The following is a 16,145-nucleotide window of genomic DNA, read 5'->3' as shown; positions in this document are numbered from 1 at the left end:
CGGGAAGGTCCGGCCCGGCCCGCAGTTCGCCGGCGAGTACGGCCAGCTCGGTGCGCTCGGCGATGCCGACGCGGGTCCATTCGTCACTCGCCTTGGCATCCACCAGCGCCTGCCGCACGTGCTCCGGGTAGTCCGCGAGCAACTCGGCCCTCATCTCGCGCAGGGCCGGGCGCATCTGTTCCAGCTGCTCCCCATCGGGTGCCATCTGCTCGATCGCGGCCAGACCGGCCTCGGGAGGCATGAAGTCGTCCCAGTCGCGGTGGAAGGCGTCCAACCAGACCAGTCCGGCCACGTCTTGCGGGTACAGCTGGGCGAACCGATGCGCGTAGAAGCCGCCGAGGGAGTGCGGCACCAGGACGTACGGGGCGGCGATGTTCTCGGCTCGCAGCAGCTCGCGCAGTTCCGTGGCGACCGCGGCGGCAGTGCGCGGCAGCGGAAGGGGATCGCTGTAGCCCGTGCCGCCGCGGTCGTACACAACGGCGGTGGTGAACTGCGAAACGCCCTGCTGGACACCGAAATAGTCCAGGCCGACCGCGCCGGCGCCCGGCAGGAACACCACGGCCGGTCCGCCGCTGCCCGAGCGACGCACGAAGATGCGGCGGCCTTCGATCTCCTGGAACCCTCCGATCGGCGGGGCGAGCCGAACCGGGGAAGTGTTGTCGTCCGTCATGCGACCAGCCTCCAACCCTGACGCAGGGGCAGGGTCAACCCCTCCCGCAGCCGTGGGTCCAGGCCCCTCAGGGCTCCGGCGCCGTGCCATCGGGGTTCCGATGGCCGATCCGGCGCGGGCGGGACCCCGCGTACCGTCCTGGGTGTTCCGTGCCGTGGACCGCGTCGGCGTCGGCAGCTCCGACGGCCGGACGACACACCCAGGCCGCACAGCTCGCCACACCGGCGGGCGGCCCAGGTCTGTGCGGTGGCCGAGGCGCGTGTTGGCTGGTGAGCAGGTGTCCGGACGTGCGGGGCGGGCCGCGGCGGCGGACACTGGATTTACCCGAAAGATGCCAGGGGAGACTGTGCCATGTCCGCTCCGACCGTTCGCCTGACGCCCGACGGCTACGTCGTCTCGTGCGACACGCTGGCGGGAATCGAGGGGCACGGGCCCACGGAAACGGCCGCCTGGAGCGACTTCTGGAAGGCGCTGCACACGGCGTGGCGGCCATCCGGAACCGTCGGGGAACACGGCCCGGACGACCGTCCCGTGGCGCCGCTCCACCCCAGGACATGAGCACGCCGCGCCCCCGGCCCGAAGCCGTCGGGCGTGCGGCGGTCCCGTTCAGGTCCTCGCGGTGTGCTCCGCCGTCTGCAGGGCCCGGGAGATCGCGGCGAACAAGACCGTCCAGCGGGCGCTGTACGCCGATGCCTGCGGCACGGCATTGGACCGGGCGAAGGCGGCGACGGCCGACCGCATGGGGCTGGACGCCGCCCACCTGACCGGCCTCGACCGGCCCTCGCGCACACCTGCCCGGCCCCCCCCGCGCAGGGGACGGCGAACGACCAGGCCGGTGGGCCGGCGCACGCGCCGCTCCCGTACGCGGCTCAGGTGCCGCGGCCGCCGGAGGCGCGCACCCGGCGGCGCGAGCGCGGCCGGTCCTGCGGCGCCGCAAGGGCCAGGCCGAAGACCACGGTGATCTGCGCACCCCCCAGCGGTCCGCGGGTGATGCGGACCTCGCCCTGCGAGGCGAGCGCCGCCCGGCGCGCGATGTCGAGACCCAGACCGCTGGATCCCGTACTGCCGCCCCGGGCGAGCGCGCCGTGCGGATCGGCGATGCCCGGGCCAGCGTCCTGGACCGTCAGCTCCACGGTGTGCGCGGTACGGCTCACGGCGATCTCCAGGGCCGTGCCCGACGGGGTGTAGCGGAAGACGTTGCCCACCAGAGCGTCCACCACGGCCGTGATGTCCGACTCGGGCAGACCGACGGTGGTCGGCTCGTCGGTGACCCGCATCTGGCAGGGGCGCTCCTGCTGCCCGGCCAGCACGGCCCAGAACGCCGCCCGCCTGCGGACGACGTCGGCCACCGCGCAGCGCTCCGCGCCCCCCGGGCCCGGCGTGTCCTCGGCGCCTTCGCCGCGCAGCACCCGGCCCATGGGCCCCACGGCCAGCGGGGTCCGGGCCGCGGCGATGATCGCGTTGAGTTCCTTCTCCAGTTCGGTGACCGCGCCGTGGATGCGGCCGGTTTCGGCGCTCGGCGGGATCCGCTCCACCGCCAGATGCAGCGCGGTCAGGGGGGTGCGCAGCCGGTGGGACAGGTCGGCGACCAGTTCCCGCTCCACGGCGAGCAGGTCCGTCATCCGGTCGGCCATCGTGTTGAACGCCGTACCCGCCTCCTTCAGCTCGGGCGGGCCCTTGGGCTGAACCCGGGAGTCCAGGTTCCCCGCGCCGAGCCGGCGGGAGGCCTCGGCCAGCCGCTGGGCGGCGGTGACGACGGCCGAGCCGAGCCGGTCGGCGACCAGTACGGAGCCGGCGAGCAGTACGACGGCCAGGCCCGCCATCACGCTCCACGACACGGCGACCCCGTGCGTCAGCTCGTCGTCGGGCACGAAGTTCTCCACGACGGCCACCCGGTCCTGGGGCAGGATCACGGGCTGCAGGTAGATCCAGCCGCCGGGAACGTCCCGCGAGATGGACTCGCGTTCGGCCCCCGCCCTGCGCAGGAGTTCCCGCGGCGCGTGCCCCTGGCCGCCGACCACGCTGTGGTCCGGGAGGTGGATGACGAGGTGCTCGGCCGCCCGCAGGCCGGCCCCGGCCTCCCGCAGCTCGGCCGGGTCGGTGGTGAGCGCCAGGATGGGCGCCATCGCGGCGGCGCTCTGCTCGGCCGAGGTGATGCTCTGCTCGCGGGCGAGCGACATCACCAGCACCCCGAGGGGGATCAGGAAGGACAGGGCGACCATCGAGGTGACGGCCAGGGCCACGCCTGCCAGGGAGCGCCTCACCGCTGCGCCCCGCGTTCGTCGCCGGGTCTCCGGGGCCCTCGCGTCACGGGAACGGCGCTCCTACGGTGTGGGCCGCGCGGGCGGCACGGTTCTGGCTCCGGCGGGGAGGGACGGCGGACGCCGGGCCCGCAGGCCGGGTCCGCAGTACCGTCGCCACCGGGCGGACGCCCCGGGGAGCGGCGCCCGCGGCGGGCCCGGTCACCGCTGTCAGCCCGTGGTGAACGACAGGTGTTCCGCGGTGGCGTGCAGGGCCACGGTCCGGCCGGCCACCGGGATCGTACACCCCGCGGTCGCGCTGCAGCTCGCGTAGCCGATCACCACCTCCGCCTCGCCCGCCGCGGTCGCGCGGATCGGCAGCGTGGTCGTCACCGGTCCGTCCGGGTACACCGGGACGGCGCTGTTCACGCCGGGTACGCGGATCTCCTTGACCGGCGCGTCCGTGCTGAGCGGGCCCGTCGCCGCGGCGACGCCGGCCACGCGGATCTCGGTCGGACGGCCCACTCCCTCGACGCCGTTGGCGGGCAGGTCGGTGCTGTAGAGGTGGAAGCCGGCCTCGTCGGGGGTGAACGTGGCGACGAGGGTGCCCGCCGAGGACTCCCAGTCGGACACGCTCAGCTTCACGGTGACGCCGTTCTCGTTGAACTCGGCGACCGCGGCGGGGTGTTGCGGCTCCCGCTCCGGTTCCTGCCCGCATCCGGTGAGTACGGTGGCCGCCAGCAGCGCGGCCGTGGCCCAGACCGGGAGGGGTCGCGCAGTGCGTCCGCCGGTCCGGCCGGATCCGGTGGCCGGGTGCTCGTCGGATGCGTGTCGTCGTCTCATGTGCGTGCTTTCTTCACTTTCTTCGGAAGCAGGTGTTTCGGGAGCGGGTGTTTCGGCAGCAGGTGTGGGGCGGTCCCGGTGCCCGGTGGGCGTGCTCACAGGGCCGCGGAGCCGTCCGCGAGGCGCAGCTGGAGGGCGTAGACCATGTCGGACCAGATGCCCGTGGCCAGCAGGGCGCCCACCAGGACGAGCAGCGTGCCGCCGGCCCGCATGACGGTCCGGTGGTGGTTCCTGACCCAGCGGAACGCGCCCAGAGCCCGCCGGAACGCCAGCGCCGTGAGCAGGAAGGGGGCTCCGAGCCCGACGCAGTAGCAGACCATCAGCAGTGCGCCCCGTCCGGCGCTCGCCTCGTTCCACGCGAGGGCCTGTACGGCGGCCAGCGTCGGCCCGATGCAGGGGGTCCACCCCACGCCGAACACGATGCCCAGCAGGGGGGCTCCGATCAGCCCGAAGGCGGGCCGGCGCCGGCTGCGCAGCTCCCGCTGGGTGAACCCGGGCAGCCACCCGGCGAAGGCGAGGCCCATGGCGATGGTGAACAGTCCGAGCACCAGCGAGACGGTGTCCTGATGGGCGATCAGGTTCCGTCCGACGTGGCCGAACAGGGCGCCGCCGGACACCAGGACCGTGCTGAAGCCGAGGACGAACAGGGCGGCTCCGACGACCATCCGGCCGCGCCGGCCCCCGTCCGCGTCGGAGAGGTCGGCCACCGACAGGCTGGTGACGTAGCTGAGGTAGCCCGGCACCAGCGGCAGGACGCACGGCGAGAGGAAGGACACCAGGCCCGCGGCCACGGCCACCGGAACGGCCAGCAGCAGGGTGCCCGAGACCGTGCCGGAGTCCGCCACCGCCGCGAGGGCGGTCCACGTGGGGCCGGTCATGCCTGCTCCTCGGCCACGCGGGCGACCAGCGGCTCCAGTTGGGCGCGGGTGACCGGCCCGGAGATCGCGGCCGCGATCCGGCCCTTCCGGTCGATGACCAGGGTGGAGGGCATGGCCTGGGGGTTCAGCAGCGCCGGGGGGTAGGCCGGCAGCAGGGCCCCCTGCGGGTCGTGGATGCTGGGGTAGCGCAGTCCGTAGGTCTCCTCGAACTGCCGGGCGGGTCCCTTCGACCGGTCGCGGACGTTGATCCCGAGCAGCCGTACGCCCCGGGGTTCCACGGCGGCTCGGAGCGCCTCCAGCTCGGGGGCCTCCGTGCGGCAGGGGGCGCACCAGGAGCCCCACACGTTGAGCACCACGACCTCGCCGCGGTAGGAGCGGAGCGCGACCGCCCGGCCGTCGAGGGCGGTACCGGAGGTATCGGGGGCCGGCCGGCGCCCGTCCACCGGGAGCACCGCCGCCGTGGCGGCCGTACCGGCCCCGCCGTTCGGCGCCGTACCCGCGGATCGGGCGGCCGGTTCGGTACCGGATCCGGCTGCCTGCGGTGCGGGGCCGGCGCAGCCGGCCGCCGCCAGGGCGAGGAGGAGCAGGGCGGCCGCCGCCGGTCCGCGGTGGGCCGGGTGGTGCCGGGCCATCAGGCCCACTGCCGCAGGAACGCGCTCAGGCCGTCGGCGGTGAGGGACGGGTTCCCGGTCGAGTGGGTCTCGGTGACGAGCTTGCCGCTGCCGTCCAGCACGACGAGTACCGGCATCTTGTACGCGCCCTTGCCCGAGCAGTAGCCGCGCAGCAGGTCGAAGTTGGCGGAGTTCTGGCTGCCGATGTCGACCTTGACGACGTGGTAGGAGGCATCGAGGATCGCGCCCACGCCGCTCTGCGCGAACACCTTGTCCGCGGCCTTGCAGTTGCCGCACCAGTTGGCGCCGAAGTCGATCAGCACCTTCTTCCCGTCGGCCTTTGCCGCGGCGATCGCGGCCTTGACGGCCTTGGCCGAGTCGGCGCCGGAGTCGTATCCCGGGGCGAAGCCGGAGGAGCCCGGTGCAGAGCCGCCCTTCGTGGGCGCGGCCGGCTTCGAGGGAGCGGCCGGCTTCGACGCCGCGGGCTTCGCGGAGCTCTTGGGGCCGGGCGCGGAGGCGGAGGGGGAAGCGGAGGGGGAAACCGGGTCCGCGGCCGAGGCCGAGGGGGAGGAGGACGCCGATTCGCCCGCGGCCACCGTGCCGAGCGGGCTCTCCGACGCGGACGCGTCAGGCGCCACGGACGCCGAGACGCTCCGCGCCTTCCCCTCCTTCGCGTCGTCGGCGTCGCAGGCGGTGACCAGGGCGGCGGCGGTGGCGACCGTCAGGGAGACGGCGGAGAAGCGGACGAGCCCCTGTATGCGGGCGGCGCGTTGACGTCGGTGTGCGGCCATGACGAAGTAACCCCTTGTCAGCGGAAAGGTCTCCTGGGCCGGGAGGCGGCCGTCGGAGCGGGGCCAGAACACGGCGGGCGTCATGTCCGCCGGAAGTGGAGCAAGCCGTTCTGACCGTCCGTGAGCCTAGGTGCGGCAGGGGCGTTCGGGGCCCTCCTGATGGGTCTCATCAGGCGCTCTTAAGGAACTGCACAGGTTCAGAGCCGGGTCACAGCCGGGTCTCGCGCACGCTCGCCTTCGCGGAGGGCACGACGGTCGCCGTGATCTGGGAGCGGTGGTCGGCGCTGGTGAAGACGACCACCAGGGTGTCCGAGGCGGTCTGCTCGGTGGTCGTGCGGAATCCCGGAGCGGGCACCGCGGAGACGAAGCACACGCTCCGCTTCCCGTACTGGACGGTGACCTTGCCACCCTGGGAGGGGACCGTGTGGAGTCCCGGCCCCCCGCTGCACTGGGGCGAGGGGCGGGGCGTGGGGGTGGATGCGGGCGCGGGCGTGGAGGCGCTCGCCGGCGGCGGGGTGGGCGAGGGCGTCCGCGACGCCGCGGGCCCCGGCTCGGGTGCGGCGGACGACGCGGCCGCGCCGATGACGGCGGAGGGCGAGGGGTACACGGCCTGCACCGACCGCGGGGCAGGCGGTGCGGGCCGGGTCAGCCCGATGACGAAGTACACCGTGAGCATGACCGCGGTGACGCTGGCTGCGGTGCACGACAGCCATATGAGGAGATAGCGCGTGAGGCGGGGCACCGCATCAGTGTGGCCTACGCCCCCGCGCGTCCGGGACCGGGGCCAGAGCGTTCCCGAGGGCGGTCAGCGAGTCCCCGAGTGCCGCCGCGGCCGCCGGAACGCGGGAGGCCAGTGTGCAGAAGGCGTGGACCAGGTCGGTGTGGTTGCGGTGCTCCACCGCTACGCCGGCGTCCCTCAGGATCCGGGCGTAGCGGACTCCCTCGTCGCGCAGGACGTCGGTCTGGACGGTGGCGATGTAGGCGGGTGGCAGGCCGGCGTGGCCGGCGGCGTAGGCGGGGGCGGCGCCCGAGGTACGGGGGTCCCGGTCGCCGAGGTACCAGGCGATCAGCCGCTCGTAGGACCGGCGCGAGAGCAGCGGTGCTCCGGCGTTCTCCACCGCGGAGGGCAGGGTGGGGTCGAAGTGGGTGACGGGGTACCACATCAGCTGGAAGCACAGGTCGGGCCCGCCCGCGTCGCGCGCGTGCAGTGCCATGAGGGCCGCGAGGTTGCCGCCGGACGAGTCTCCCGCGACGGCCAGGCGTGACGGATCGCCGCCGAGCTCCGCAGCGTGTTCACCGACCCAGCGCACGACCGTGGAGGCGTCCTCGACGGCGGCGGGGTACGGATGCTCCGGGGCCAGGCGGTAGTCGACCGCCACGACGACGGCGTCCGCCCGGGCGGCGATGGTGCGGGCGACGTTGTCGTGCGTGTCGAGGTTGCCCATGAAGAAGCCGCCGCCGTGGAAGTACACCACCACCGGCATCCCGGTCGCGCCGGCGCGCGGCCAGTACAGCCGTACGCCCACTCCGTCAGCGGTGCGGTCCTCCACGCGCGGCAGTTGCGCGGCCCGCGGCTGCGCCGCGGCGCCGGCGATGCTCGAACGGCGCATGTCCTCCAGGGGAACCGTGTCGGGAGCCGTGGTCGGCATGCTGTCGAGCAGCTCCTGCAGGACCGGGTCGATCGCCATCTCCGCCTCGCTTCACAGGGTTCGTGTCACGCGGGTGCGGCCCGGGGGCGGGCCGTCATCGCCGGGGTCCCTTCCCGGCGGGCCGTGGCGGCCGTCCCCGGGCGACCAGGCACGCCGGTACGGCCACGGCGGCACAGATGTACACCAGCGCCTGGTAGTCGAGGGCGTGCAGGATCTGGCCTCCCGCCGCGCCCGCCACCGACAGGCCCACGAACAGCGCGCTGTTGTTCCAGGACAGCATCGCGGTCGCCCGTTCGGGGAACATGTCCACGAGGTGGCGCTGCTGCGCGGGGAAGAAGGCGTACGCCGCCAAGGCGAAGAGGCCGAGCGCCACGGCCAGCGCCCAGGTCTCGGGGTAGACCAGCGCGACGACGGCCTCCAGCACCGCCGTCAGCGCCAATGCCGTCATGGTGACCCGCACGGCCCCGGCCCGGTCGGCGATCCGGCCGCCCAACTGCCCGCCGACGACGGCGCCGATGCCGTAGACCACCAGCAGCCACGTCACGGAACCCGCCCTGCCGTCGGAGTGGAGCGCGACGGCCAGGAAGGTGTACAGGCCGTACACCGCGAAGGCCCACAGGGCGGTGACCGCGACCGCGGACACCGCGACCCCCGGACCGGTCGGCGCGGGCGTCCCGGAAGCCCGTGGCGGGGCGGCCGCCGGGACCGGCCGGGCGCGCCAGACGAACGCGTGGGGGACGGCCAGTACGAGCGTGCCCGCGGCCAGGATGACGAAGGCGGCCTGCCAGCCCACGTGGCGGCCCAGCAGCGCACCGGCGGGGGCGCCCACCCACAGGGCGGTCAGCAGGCCCGATCCCACGACGGCCAGCACCTGGGCCCGAGCCTGCGGTCGCGCGCGGGTGCTGACCAGCGCGTACACGGTGGGGCCGGTGGCGGCGGCCGCGATCCCGGCCACCACGCGGGTCACCAGCAGCAGGCCGAAGTTCGGCGCGAGGGCGGTGCCGGCGTTGGCCACCGAGAAGAGCACCAGGGCCCACACCAGAACCGTGGCGCGGTCCCGGCGGTCGGAGAGCCAGCCGGCGAACGGCGAGGCCACCACGTAAGCGATCGCGAAGGCCGTGACCAGCAGACCCGTACTGGCCGCGGACACCCCGAGGGACGCGCCGATGGCGGGAAGCAGCGGAGCCACGACGAACAGGTCGGTTCCGACGAGGAACTGCGTCAGCCAGGCCAGGGCGACGGGCCCGGCGGAGAGTCCGCGGGGAGTATCGGGGGCCGGCTCGCGACGCGGCGCGTCCATGGTCCGAACCTAAGCTCCCGTGGAGAGTGCCGCCACCGCGGCCGTGCCGGGAAGCCCGGCCGTGACCTCGTGCCGATCGGCGAAGGGCGGGGGCAGGCCGTACGGTGGCCGGGTGAGCACCGCACCGCCCCCTTCGCTGCGGGCGACGGCCGGGCTGGCCGTGGCCCTGTGCAGGCCGTTCCACAGGAGGCTAGACCTCTGCGTCCCGCCACCCGGCCGGTCCGCCGGGCCGCGAGTCCACGGCTGAGGCGGCAGGCCACAACTGGTACTGACGGCCGCCGCGGTCCCACCCTCGCGGAACCTCAGCGGTACCTGAGGGGAACCTGAAGCCGTGCCGCAGGGCGGGCCGGGGTGCGCACAATGCCAACGATCTTCCCGTGCCGTGCCGTAGGCCACCCGTGCCGCCGGGTGCCGCACGGCCGTACGGAAGTTGGGGGGAACGACCATGGAAGACGAAGTGGCGCCGACGCCCGTGACGGGCCGGCCGCGCGGCGAGGCGGCCGTCTTCCGCCGGGTGCGCGACCACGTGCGGGAGTCGTACGCCCCCGGCGATCTGCTGGACCCCCTGGCGGTCATCGCGCGGCACCTGGGCCTGCCCCACAACGCGGTGCGGCAGGCCGTCCGGCAGCTGGACACCCTCGGAGAGGTGGCGATCTGCCGCCCACAGATCCGCATCGTCCTGAGCCCGGGCCAGATGCACCCCCGTGACCTCCCCCTCGTCACCGCCGTCCGCGCCCGCATCCGCGCCGGCTGCTACCGCAGCGGACAAGCCCTGCCGACCGGTCTGCTCGGCCAGGAGTTCGGCCTGCGCCCCGAGCACGTACGGCGGGCCTGCACCCATCTGCGGGCCGAGGGACTGCTCCGCCGGGACCCCGTGGGCCCGCACGGCCCGGCGCACTACGTCACCTGAGCTCGATGGCCGCCGCGAAAATGCTGCGCGAGGGCGGCTGTAGGGTGTCCGCCATGCCGTGCGTACTCGTGGTGGAAGACGACCCCAGCATCCGTGCCTCTCTGATCGAGATCCTCTCCGAGCACGGCTACACGGTACGCAGCACGGGCGACGGCTTCGGTGCCCTGCGGGAGGTCGCCCAGGGCCCCCTGGACGCGGTGGTGCTCGACCTCGGCCTGCCCGACCTCGACGGCGGCGACGCCCTCCGCATGATCCGGGGGATATCGGCCGTGCCCGTACTGGTGGCCACCGCCCGGGACGACGAGAACGAGATCATCAAGCTGCTGAACGCAGGAGCCGACGACTACCTGGTGAAGCCGTTCTCGGGGGGTCAGCTCATCGCGCGGCTCTCGGCGGTCCTGCGCCGCACCGCGGCGCCCGGCCCGGCCGCCGGGCAGCCCAGGCCCGCCGACCCGATGAGCCCGGTGACCGTCGGCGAACTCACCGTGGACCCGCTGGCCCGGTCGGCCCATCTGGCGGGGCGCGAGCTGGCGCTCACCCGGCGGGAGTTCGACCTGTTGGCCTTCCTGGCCCGGCACGCAGGCGCGGTGGTCTCCCGCCACCGCCTGCTCACGGACGTGTGGCGCGAGGCGTACATCGACGACCAGACCATCGACGTGCACGTCTCCGCGCTGCGCCGCAAACTCGGCGAGCGGGCCGCGGCGCCGCGCTACCTGCGCACCGTGCGCGGGGTCGGCATCAAACTGGTGGCACCGCACTGAGGCGTGACCCTCAGTCCGGTTCCCCGGGCCAAGGGGAGATCCCCCGCCGGGTGGACGCCCAGGGTGATGCGGGGCCCACCCGGGCAGGTCACTCGAAGTTCACTTCTCGCCCTCCGTGACCGACGCCCGGCCCGGCCGGAGCGGCGGAGTGTGCAGCGGGTCGCCCTGCAGGGCGCGCAGCGCCATGACCGCGAGGGCGTCCGTCCAGCCCAGCGGCGCAACGGACGAGGGCAGGCCCGAGCCGTTCACGGTTTCGGGCAGCTCGCCGAGCCCGTTGCGCTTGGAGAACACCCAGCGGAGTACGGCGTCCGCCCGCTCCTCCTCGCCCAGGTGCGCCCAGGCAAGGGCGAAGAAGGAGGTGCTCGCCGTCCACGCGTAAGAACCCCAGCTGAACCCGGGGTCGTTGCCCGGTGTCAGTCCGCCGTTCGGAAGGAGCAGGGCCCGGTAGGTGGAATCGAGGGCGGCCGGCAGGTCGGCCGGAGCCTGGTTGAAGGGCGGTGCCATGAACGCCGCGGCGCTGTCCCGGCCGTGCCGGCCGTCGATGGTGCGGGGGTAGCCCAGCGGGGCGAAGTACCGGGCGATGCCTTCGGAAAGGCGCTCCGCCGCGCCCGCCCAGCGCACTCGGTCGGAGTCCTGTCCCAGCCGGGAGGCAAGGTCGACGGCGGCGTTGAGTCCCGCGAGGAGAGGCGCCGCGGTGCCGATGTTGGTGGTGTCGGTGGGGAGTTCCCAATAGTCGGGGGAAGCCGGGGGCAGCCCGTTGGCGCCCAGGGACCGGGTGGCGTAGTCCGCCGCCTTCTGCACCATCGGGTAGAGGGCGCGCAGCCGCGCGTCCCGGTCTGCGCCGGGGGCGGCCTGATACCACTGCCACGTGGCCCACGGCACCCAGCCGTTGCCGTCGAGCTGCCAGGCCCGCTGGTCCGGAGGGCCGCTGCCGTCCAGCTTGGTCCTGGCCTCCCACGTCCCGTCGGCGCGCTGCGTACGGGCGTTGTACTGGAGGATGCGGTACGCCTCCTGGTCGTGCCCGGTGGCCGCGAATGCCACCGCGGCGAAGGATCCGTCCCGGGGCCAGGAGTACTTCCAGGCGGGCGACCAGGCGGCGGCGAACGCTCCGTCGGGCTGCAGGAGCGCGCGCATCGACAGCAACGCGCGCCGTGCTGCGGCTCGTTGGACTTCCGTGGTGCCTGGCACGGTGCCGGATTCCAGCCAGCGCCCGTTCTCGGAGATCTGTGCCCGCGCGCCCGGGTCGTTCGCGGGCACCACGATGGACGTCTGCGCGTCGTCGGGCAGGTACCGCCAGCGGCCGGAGGGCAGGCGCAGTACGTTGCTGCCGTCCACGTAGGAGGCACCGACGGCGAAGCCGGGAAGCACGGCCTCGGTGGCGGTCCCGTTGGTGAGCAGGCCGGCGGTCCGTGCGGCGAGCGACGCGGCCGGTACGTAGCACGGTTCCGCCTCACCGCACCGCTCGCTGCCGGACGGGTCGACGTAGAACGCCAGCCTGGAGGAGTAGGCGTGCCATCCGCCCCAGTACGCCTTGTCGTAGTTCCAGCTGGTCAAGGAGTTCGGCACGGACGCCACGGTCCCGTACCAGGCGACGGGCTTGCTCTCCGTGGTGGTCGCCTGGAGATGGAGGTAGTAGGTGGTGCCGGGGGTGACGTCGGCGGTCAGGGGGAATTCCAGCCATCCCGCACCGGCTCCGCCGATGGACGCCAGAGTGATGCTTCCGGTCGCGATGGCTGACGCGCTGTCACTCTTGTCCGTCCTGATCTGGGCCGTGATCCGACCGGTGGCCGCCTGACTCGCCACGTACACGCTCACGCGGGAGATACGGCGGTTCTCGGTGGTGAACGCCTGAGCCGCCGCATTGTTCGTCGCCTTCACGCTGAACAAGGCCGAGCTGTGGGCGGGCTGACCGTCGTACGGTGGTGTGGCCGATCCTTCCAGGGGAGCCACGCCCTGCAACAGGGACAGTGCCATCACGGGGGCGAGCACGCAGGTCGTCGGCATCATCAATGCCTGGGCCCTTCCGAAAACGTGACGTGCGATCGGGCGCGCACGCTGTACGCAGTCAGACTGCCCATCGGCCCGGCCGTCCATGGGTCCCGCCCGCGAAGTCTCGCTCGTACAGAGCAGTGATTCGTACTCCCCGGCCGAAACCCGTCTCGCCGCCCACGACCGGCTGCCGCGCGGGGTCGCCTGCGCCAGAACGGCCGCCCGGCTCGGACACTGGGCGTGCCGAGGTCAGTCCACGGCGACCCGCAAGCCGCCCAGGAGCGATGGCGCGACGCCCGAGTGCGCGGCACGCACCCAGGAGATGCAGCACGGCATCGAGCCGCGCATCGAGGCGGAGTCGGCCGGGGACGCAGAGCTGATCGTCGTCGCCTACGGCACTCCGGCGGCGTGCGTGCGTGCCGCCGTCAGGGAGATACGCCCGCGGAAACGGCCGCCACGGGACAGCTGAGGCGAAGCCTGATCCGGGACGCTCTGCGCGCGAGTGCCCCTGAGCTCGGCCCCTGACAGGCGTGGACGCCCCGGGGCCCGGCCGTGGCCGTATCGTGCTGCCAGGGGTCCGAGCCGTGTGCGCGAAAATGGGCGCAGTTCAGTGGCGTTCGGCGTGGAGATCAGGAAGGCTGGGCCGCATGGTTTCGGTGGTGCAGAACGTGGCGATTGACTGTGCGGATGCTTACGAGTTGGCTCGGTTCTGGAGCAGTGTGACTGGCCGTCCGCTGCATGCGGAGGACGGACCGGGCGCCCGGGAGACTCAGGTGCTGCTGGCGGAGGGCCCGGTGCTGTACTTCAACCAGGTGCCCGAGGCCAAGACGATCAAGAACCGAATCCATCTCTGTTTGCGCCCTGAGGCCTCGCGCGATCAGGAGGTGGACCGGCTGCTGGGCCTCGGTGCCACCTTTGTCGCTGATCACCGGAATCCTGATGGTTCAGGCTGGGCGATCCTCGCTGATCCCGAAGGCAATGAATTCTGTGTTCTGCGTAGCGAGTCCGACCGAGCCGCCGTGAACTCCTGATTTCGGCCCGACTACCGCAAGGTCCGCCGATCGGTTGCGGGGAGCGAGCGTGGGCGGTACCCCGCGCATGTCGTACTCCCCGGCCACTGAAGGGCGTTGCTGGGACGAACCTCGTGGCGGTGGTCGGCGGAGGCTCCGGTGTGGGGTAGGGCAACTGGGCGGGGCAAGCCCTCGACCGGCTGGCGCCACGGGGATGCCACCGGGTTCGTCCAGGAGGCCGGCATCCGGCCCGGCGACCGCCTGGTGATGGACGAGGGCCTGCGCTGGCAGATACGCACGACGATGGCCTTCGCCGTGCTCGACGGCCGGATCTGGACCCGCGACCTGGCCGAGAACCAGGCCCCGCCGCCGCAGGCCGACGTGGCTGTGCTCCCTCTCTCCGACGAGCAGGCCCCGGCCACCGACAGCTGGCGCAGCGCCCCGCCCGGATGGCACGTCGACAGGGACGTCCGCGGTCAGCGCTACGTGGTCTGGCGGCGCGGCTGACGAGCGCGTGCACGGGCACGGGGCAGCGGGCAGGCGGCCGGGAGTCGGGTCCGCCCGCCGTCCAGGCGAGTGAATCGGGCCGCCGCGGCGACGGATGAGCCTCCCTGACCGCACGTCACGTGATGTGGTGATCACACTTTTCTCCGAGGCGGTCCGCTGCGCACCGGCGCGCTTGGTGCGACGCGGCGTCGGGCCGCCCTTCGCTGTTTCGGGGGGACCAATCTGATGCGATGCCGGACCCGATCCGCCTGGACCACTGCGGTCCTGTCCGTGCTGGCAGTCGGCGGTGCGCTGGTCGCGCCTCCCGCCGTGGCGGGCAGCCCCGTCCCGTCCTTTGCGGCGCACGGCACCCAGGCGTCCGGAGAGAGGAGCGATACGGTCGCTCCGGCCACGGCGCCGCCCTTGCGCTTCGTCAGCTACAACATCTGCGGCAACGTCTGCCGTTCGGCTCCGTACGACAACCAGCGGCGCATCGACACGGTCGTTGCCCAGGCCGGCGTCACGACGTGGGACGCCGATCAGATCTTCCTCCAGGAGGTGTGCCGGCCCCAGTACGACGCCGTGCTGGCCCGGCTACGGGGGCTGGGCTACCGCGGCTTGTTCAGCAGGACGGTACTGGGCAGGCCCGGCGTCTGCGGCGACGCCGACTACGGGAACGCCGTCCTCGTCAGGGGTGAGGTCCTGGACAGCCTGGACCTGGACCTGACGGTGGGCGGGGAGAAGGAGCCCATCCGGGTGCCCTGCCTGAAGAGCACCACGCAGCACCGGCCGAACTGGGCCTGCTCGGTCCACTTGTACTGGGACGACGGGACGCTCGCCGTTCCCGAGGCGAACCGGCTCGCCGCCCGCGCCCGGAGTTGGGAGGACCAGGGCATCCCGGTGGTCCTGGGCGGCGACTTCAACCACTCGCCCCGCAGTTCCACCCTCACCCGGTTCTACGACCGGACCATGGGCGACGGCGCGATGGGCCGCTTCCTCGAGGCCGACCAGGACGACCGGGACTTCTTCGACCCGGCAGCCTGCACCGTCGGGGTCACCCGTTCGTGCCGTTCGGGGGAGGCGACGGTGCCCGCCCTGAAGAAGAAGCTCGACTACGTCTTCTTCAGTGCTGCGGACTTCAAGAACCCGGCGGCCGATGTACGGCCCCTGGACACGCCTGTCTCCGACCACCGGATGCTGCGTGCCGCAGCGGCCTGGTCCGACTGCGGCCCGTACGAACCGGGCCGGGGCACGTACTTCCGCCTGGATGCCTCGGGTGCGCTCTTCCGGATCCCGGGCGAGGGCGACGGCACCTTCTCCGGCCCCTGCAAGGTGGGCAGCAACTGGCAGGACACGCGGCACGCGGTGCGCCTGCCGGGCTCCGACGTCCTCCTGACGGTCGACACCGCCGGCCGGCTGTGGCGCAACTCGCCCGACGCCACGGGCGCCTACCGGGAAAGCACCCGCACTCGTACTGCCACGGGCTGGCAGGGGTACGACGCGCTGGTCGCACCCGGCGATACCACCGGGAACGGCCGGCACGACCTGATCACACGTGACACGGCGGGGCAGTTGTGGCTGCACGCCGGAAGGGCAGACGGCACCTACGCCGCGCCGGTGCGCATCGGCACCGGCTGGCAGATCTACACCGCCGTCGTGGCGCCGGGCGACCTCTCCGGAGACGGCCGCCCGGACCTGCTGGCGCGTGACCGGGCGGGCGTGCTCTGGCTGTACCGCGCCGCCGGCGCCGGCGCGTTCGCCTCGCGCGTGCGGGTCGGCACTGGCTGGAACACGTACAACGCGCTGGTGCCACCGGGCGACGTCAACGGTGACGGCTCCCCGGACCTGCTGGCCCGCGACGGCGCCGGCGTGCTGTGGCTGCATCGGGGCGACGGATCCGGCTCGTACCGGCCCCGCACAAGGATCGGCGGCGGCTATCCGGCCGGGGAAGTGATGTTCTGAGAGACCGTCGGCCAACTGCCGCCGCAGGCCGCCTTACCGCCCCCA

General features: G+C 73.4%; 18 protein-coding genes and 2 pseudogenes. 8 read left to right on the top strand and 12 right to left on the bottom strand.

Going from position 1 to position 16,145, the window contains the following annotated elements; genetic code table 11:
• Window positions 1-301: 301 nt before the first annotated feature.
• Window positions 302-670 (bottom strand): annotated as a pseudogene (locus ACIPUC_RS01715) (alpha/beta fold hydrolase); the annotation flags it as partial.
• A gap of 351 nt (window positions 671-1,021) precedes the next feature.
• On the opposite strand from ACIPUC_RS01715, the gene ACIPUC_RS01710 reads away from it, so the two are divergent.
• The gene (locus ACIPUC_RS01710; RefSeq protein WP_446586184.1) at window positions 1,022-1,228 is read left to right on the top strand and encodes a hypothetical protein; all 207 of its coding nucleotides are present in this window, start codon (window positions 1,022-1,024) and stop codon (window positions 1,226-1,228) included.
• A 48-nt stretch (window positions 1,229-1,276) separates the two neighbouring features.
• On the opposite strand, the gene ACIPUC_RS01705 is transcribed toward ACIPUC_RS01710, so the two are convergent.
• The 7 genes from ACIPUC_RS01705 to ACIPUC_RS01675 form a co-directional block, all read right to left on the bottom strand.
• Window positions 1,277-1,411, bottom strand: coding sequence for a hypothetical protein (locus ACIPUC_RS01705; protein WP_446586183.1), 135 nt, complete (start codon window positions 1,409-1,411; stop codon window positions 1,277-1,279).
• A 128-nt stretch (window positions 1,412-1,539) separates the two neighbouring features.
• Window positions 1,540-2,934: an ATP-binding protein gene (locus ACIPUC_RS01700; RefSeq protein WP_446586182.1), complete on the bottom strand. Its 1,395-nt coding sequence runs from the start codon at window positions 2,932-2,934 to the stop codon at window positions 1,540-1,542.
• A 207-nt stretch (window positions 2,935-3,141) separates the two neighbouring features.
• Window positions 3,142-3,753: a hypothetical protein gene (locus ACIPUC_RS01695; RefSeq protein ID WP_446586181.1), complete on the bottom strand. Its 612-nt coding sequence runs from the start codon at window positions 3,751-3,753 to the stop codon at window positions 3,142-3,144.
• A 95-nt stretch (window positions 3,754-3,848) separates the two neighbouring features.
• Entirely contained in the window at window positions 3,849-4,631 is a 783-nt protein-coding gene (locus ACIPUC_RS01690; protein WP_446586180.1) for a cytochrome c biogenesis CcdA family protein, read from the bottom strand.
• On the bottom strand, window positions 4,628-5,263 hold the full coding sequence (locus ACIPUC_RS01685; RefSeq protein WP_446586179.1) for a TlpA family protein disulfide reductase: 636 nt from the start codon (window positions 5,261-5,263) through the stop codon (window positions 4,628-4,630). Before ACIPUC_RS01685 ends, ACIPUC_RS01690 begins: the two co-directional genes overlap by 4 nt.
• Window positions 5,263-6,033, bottom strand: a complete 771-nt coding sequence (locus ACIPUC_RS01680) for a thioredoxin family protein (RefSeq protein ID WP_446586178.1) — start codon at window positions 6,031-6,033, stop codon at window positions 5,263-5,265. The genes ACIPUC_RS01685 and ACIPUC_RS01680 overlap by 1 nt, the downstream gene beginning before the upstream one ends.
• A 208-nt stretch (window positions 6,034-6,241) precedes the next feature.
• Window positions 6,242-6,406 (bottom strand): hypothetical protein, encoded by a 165-nt coding sequence (locus ACIPUC_RS01675; protein ID WP_446586177.1) that lies wholly within the window; start codon window positions 6,404-6,406, stop codon window positions 6,242-6,244.
• Window positions 6,407-6,455: 49 nt separating this feature from the next.
• Between ACIPUC_RS01675 and ACIPUC_RS01670 the strand changes: the two genes are divergently transcribed.
• A complete protein-coding gene (locus ACIPUC_RS01670) occupies window positions 6,456-6,758 on the top strand; it encodes a hypothetical protein (RefSeq protein WP_446586176.1) in 303 nt (100 codons plus the stop codon).
• A gap of 21 nt (window positions 6,759-6,779) precedes the next feature.
• Here ACIPUC_RS01670 and ACIPUC_RS01665 read toward each other — a convergent pair whose 3' ends face one another.
• Both ACIPUC_RS01665 and ACIPUC_RS01660 read right to left on the bottom strand, forming a co-directional pair.
• A complete protein-coding gene (locus tag ACIPUC_RS01665) occupies window positions 6,780-7,721 on the bottom strand; it encodes an alpha/beta hydrolase (RefSeq protein ID WP_446586175.1) in 942 nt (313 codons plus the stop codon).
• A gap of 55 nt (window positions 7,722-7,776) precedes the next feature.
• Window positions 7,777-8,982, bottom strand: a complete 1,206-nt coding sequence (locus ACIPUC_RS01660; RefSeq protein WP_446586174.1) for an MFS transporter — start codon at window positions 8,980-8,982, stop codon at window positions 7,777-7,779.
• Window positions 8,983-9,427: 445 nt separating this feature from the next.
• Here ACIPUC_RS01660 and ACIPUC_RS01655 point away from each other — a divergent pair, with 445 nt between their 5' ends.
• Both ACIPUC_RS01655 and ACIPUC_RS01650 read left to right on the top strand, forming a co-directional pair.
• Complete coding sequence (locus ACIPUC_RS01655) at window positions 9,428-9,892, top strand: GntR family transcriptional regulator (protein WP_446586173.1); 465 nt, start codon at window positions 9,428-9,430, stop codon at window positions 9,890-9,892.
• Window positions 9,893-9,945: 53 nt separating this feature from the next.
• Entirely contained in the window at window positions 9,946-10,653 is a 708-nt protein-coding gene (locus tag ACIPUC_RS01650; protein ID WP_446586172.1) for a response regulator transcription factor, read from the top strand.
• A 99-nt stretch (window positions 10,654-10,752) separates the two neighbouring features.
• Here ACIPUC_RS01650 and ACIPUC_RS01645 read toward each other — a convergent pair whose 3' ends face one another.
• Window positions 10,753-12,660: a hypothetical protein gene (locus ACIPUC_RS01645; protein ID WP_446586171.1), complete on the bottom strand. Its 1,908-nt coding sequence runs from the start codon at window positions 12,658-12,660 to the stop codon at window positions 10,753-10,755.
• An 85-nt stretch (window positions 12,661-12,745) separates the two neighbouring features.
• Here ACIPUC_RS01645 and ACIPUC_RS01640 point away from each other — a divergent pair, with 85 nt between their 5' ends.
• Window positions 12,746-13,111 carry a hypothetical protein gene (locus ACIPUC_RS01640; protein ID WP_446586170.1) on the top strand — a complete coding sequence of 122 codons (366 nt, stop codon included), beginning with the start codon at window positions 12,746-12,748 and terminating at the stop codon, window positions 13,109-13,111.
• A 178-nt stretch (window positions 13,112-13,289) separates the two neighbouring features.
• Complete coding sequence (locus tag ACIPUC_RS01635) at window positions 13,290-13,673, top strand: VOC family protein (protein WP_446586169.1); 384 nt, start codon at window positions 13,290-13,292, stop codon at window positions 13,671-13,673.
• Between the two features lie 18 nt (window positions 13,674-13,691).
• On the opposite strand, the pseudogene ACIPUC_RS01630 reads toward ACIPUC_RS01635, so the two are convergent.
• A pseudogene (locus ACIPUC_RS01630) lies at window positions 13,692-13,813 on the bottom strand (peptidoglycan bridge formation protein FemAB); the annotation flags it as partial.
• On the opposite strand from ACIPUC_RS01630, the gene ACIPUC_RS01625 reads away from it, so the two are divergent.
• Window positions 13,812-14,159, top strand: a complete 348-nt coding sequence (locus tag ACIPUC_RS01625; RefSeq protein WP_446586797.1) for a hypothetical protein — start codon at window positions 13,812-13,814, stop codon at window positions 14,157-14,159. The pseudogene ACIPUC_RS01630 and the gene ACIPUC_RS01625 overlap by 2 nt on opposite strands.
• Window positions 14,160-14,429: 270 nt before the next feature.
• The gene (locus tag ACIPUC_RS01620) at window positions 14,430-16,100 is read left to right on the top strand and encodes an FG-GAP-like repeat-containing protein (RefSeq protein WP_446586168.1); all 1,671 of its coding nucleotides are present in this window, start codon (window positions 14,430-14,432) and stop codon (window positions 16,098-16,100) included.
• Window positions 16,101-16,145: the final 45 nt, after the last annotated feature.

It is taken from the genome of Streptomyces sp. LARHCF249, assembly GCF_052871255.1.
This window is presented reverse-complemented; position numbering and strand designations above follow the sequence as displayed.

Coding starts and splice junctions, on each gene's coding strand:
- ACIPUC_RS01705 (WP_446586183.1), bottom strand. CDS start 1,411: ATGCGGTCGGCCGTCGCCGCCTTCGCCCGGTCCAATGCCGTGCCGCAG.
- ACIPUC_RS01635 (WP_446586169.1), top strand. CDS start 13,290: ATGGTTTCGGTGGTGCAGAACGTGGCGATTGACTGTGCGGATGCTTAC.
- ACIPUC_RS01650 (WP_446586172.1), top strand. CDS start 9,946: ATGCCGTGCGTACTCGTGGTGGAAGACGACCCCAGCATCCGTGCCTCT.
- ACIPUC_RS01660 (WP_446586174.1), bottom strand. CDS start 8,982: ATGGACGCGCCGCGTCGCGAGCCGGCCCCCGATACTCCCCGCGGACTC.
- ACIPUC_RS01640 (WP_446586170.1), top strand. CDS start 12,746: ATGGGTCCCGCCCGCGAAGTCTCGCTCGTACAGAGCAGTGATTCGTAC.
- ACIPUC_RS01655 (WP_446586173.1), top strand. CDS start 9,428: ATGGAAGACGAAGTGGCGCCGACGCCCGTGACGGGCCGGCCGCGCGGC.
- ACIPUC_RS01680 (WP_446586178.1), bottom strand. CDS start 6,033: ATGGCCGCACACCGACGTCAACGCGCCGCCCGCATACAGGGGCTCGTC.
- ACIPUC_RS01695 (WP_446586181.1), bottom strand. CDS start 3,753: ATGAGACGACGACACGCATCCGACGAGCACCCGGCCACCGGATCCGGC.
- ACIPUC_RS01685 (WP_446586179.1), bottom strand. CDS start 5,263: ATGGCCCGGCACCACCCGGCCCACCGCGGACCGGCGGCGGCCGCCCTG.
- ACIPUC_RS01645 (WP_446586171.1), bottom strand. CDS start 12,660: ATGATGCCGACGACCTGCGTGCTCGCCCCCGTGATGGCACTGTCCCTG.
- ACIPUC_RS01690 (WP_446586180.1), bottom strand. CDS start 4,631: ATGACCGGCCCCACGTGGACCGCCCTCGCGGCGGTGGCGGACTCCGGC.
- ACIPUC_RS01710 (WP_446586184.1), top strand. CDS start 1,022: ATGTCCGCTCCGACCGTTCGCCTGACGCCCGACGGCTACGTCGTCTCG.
- ACIPUC_RS01665 (WP_446586175.1), bottom strand. CDS start 7,721: ATGGCGATCGACCCGGTCCTGCAGGAGCTGCTCGACAGCATGCCGACC.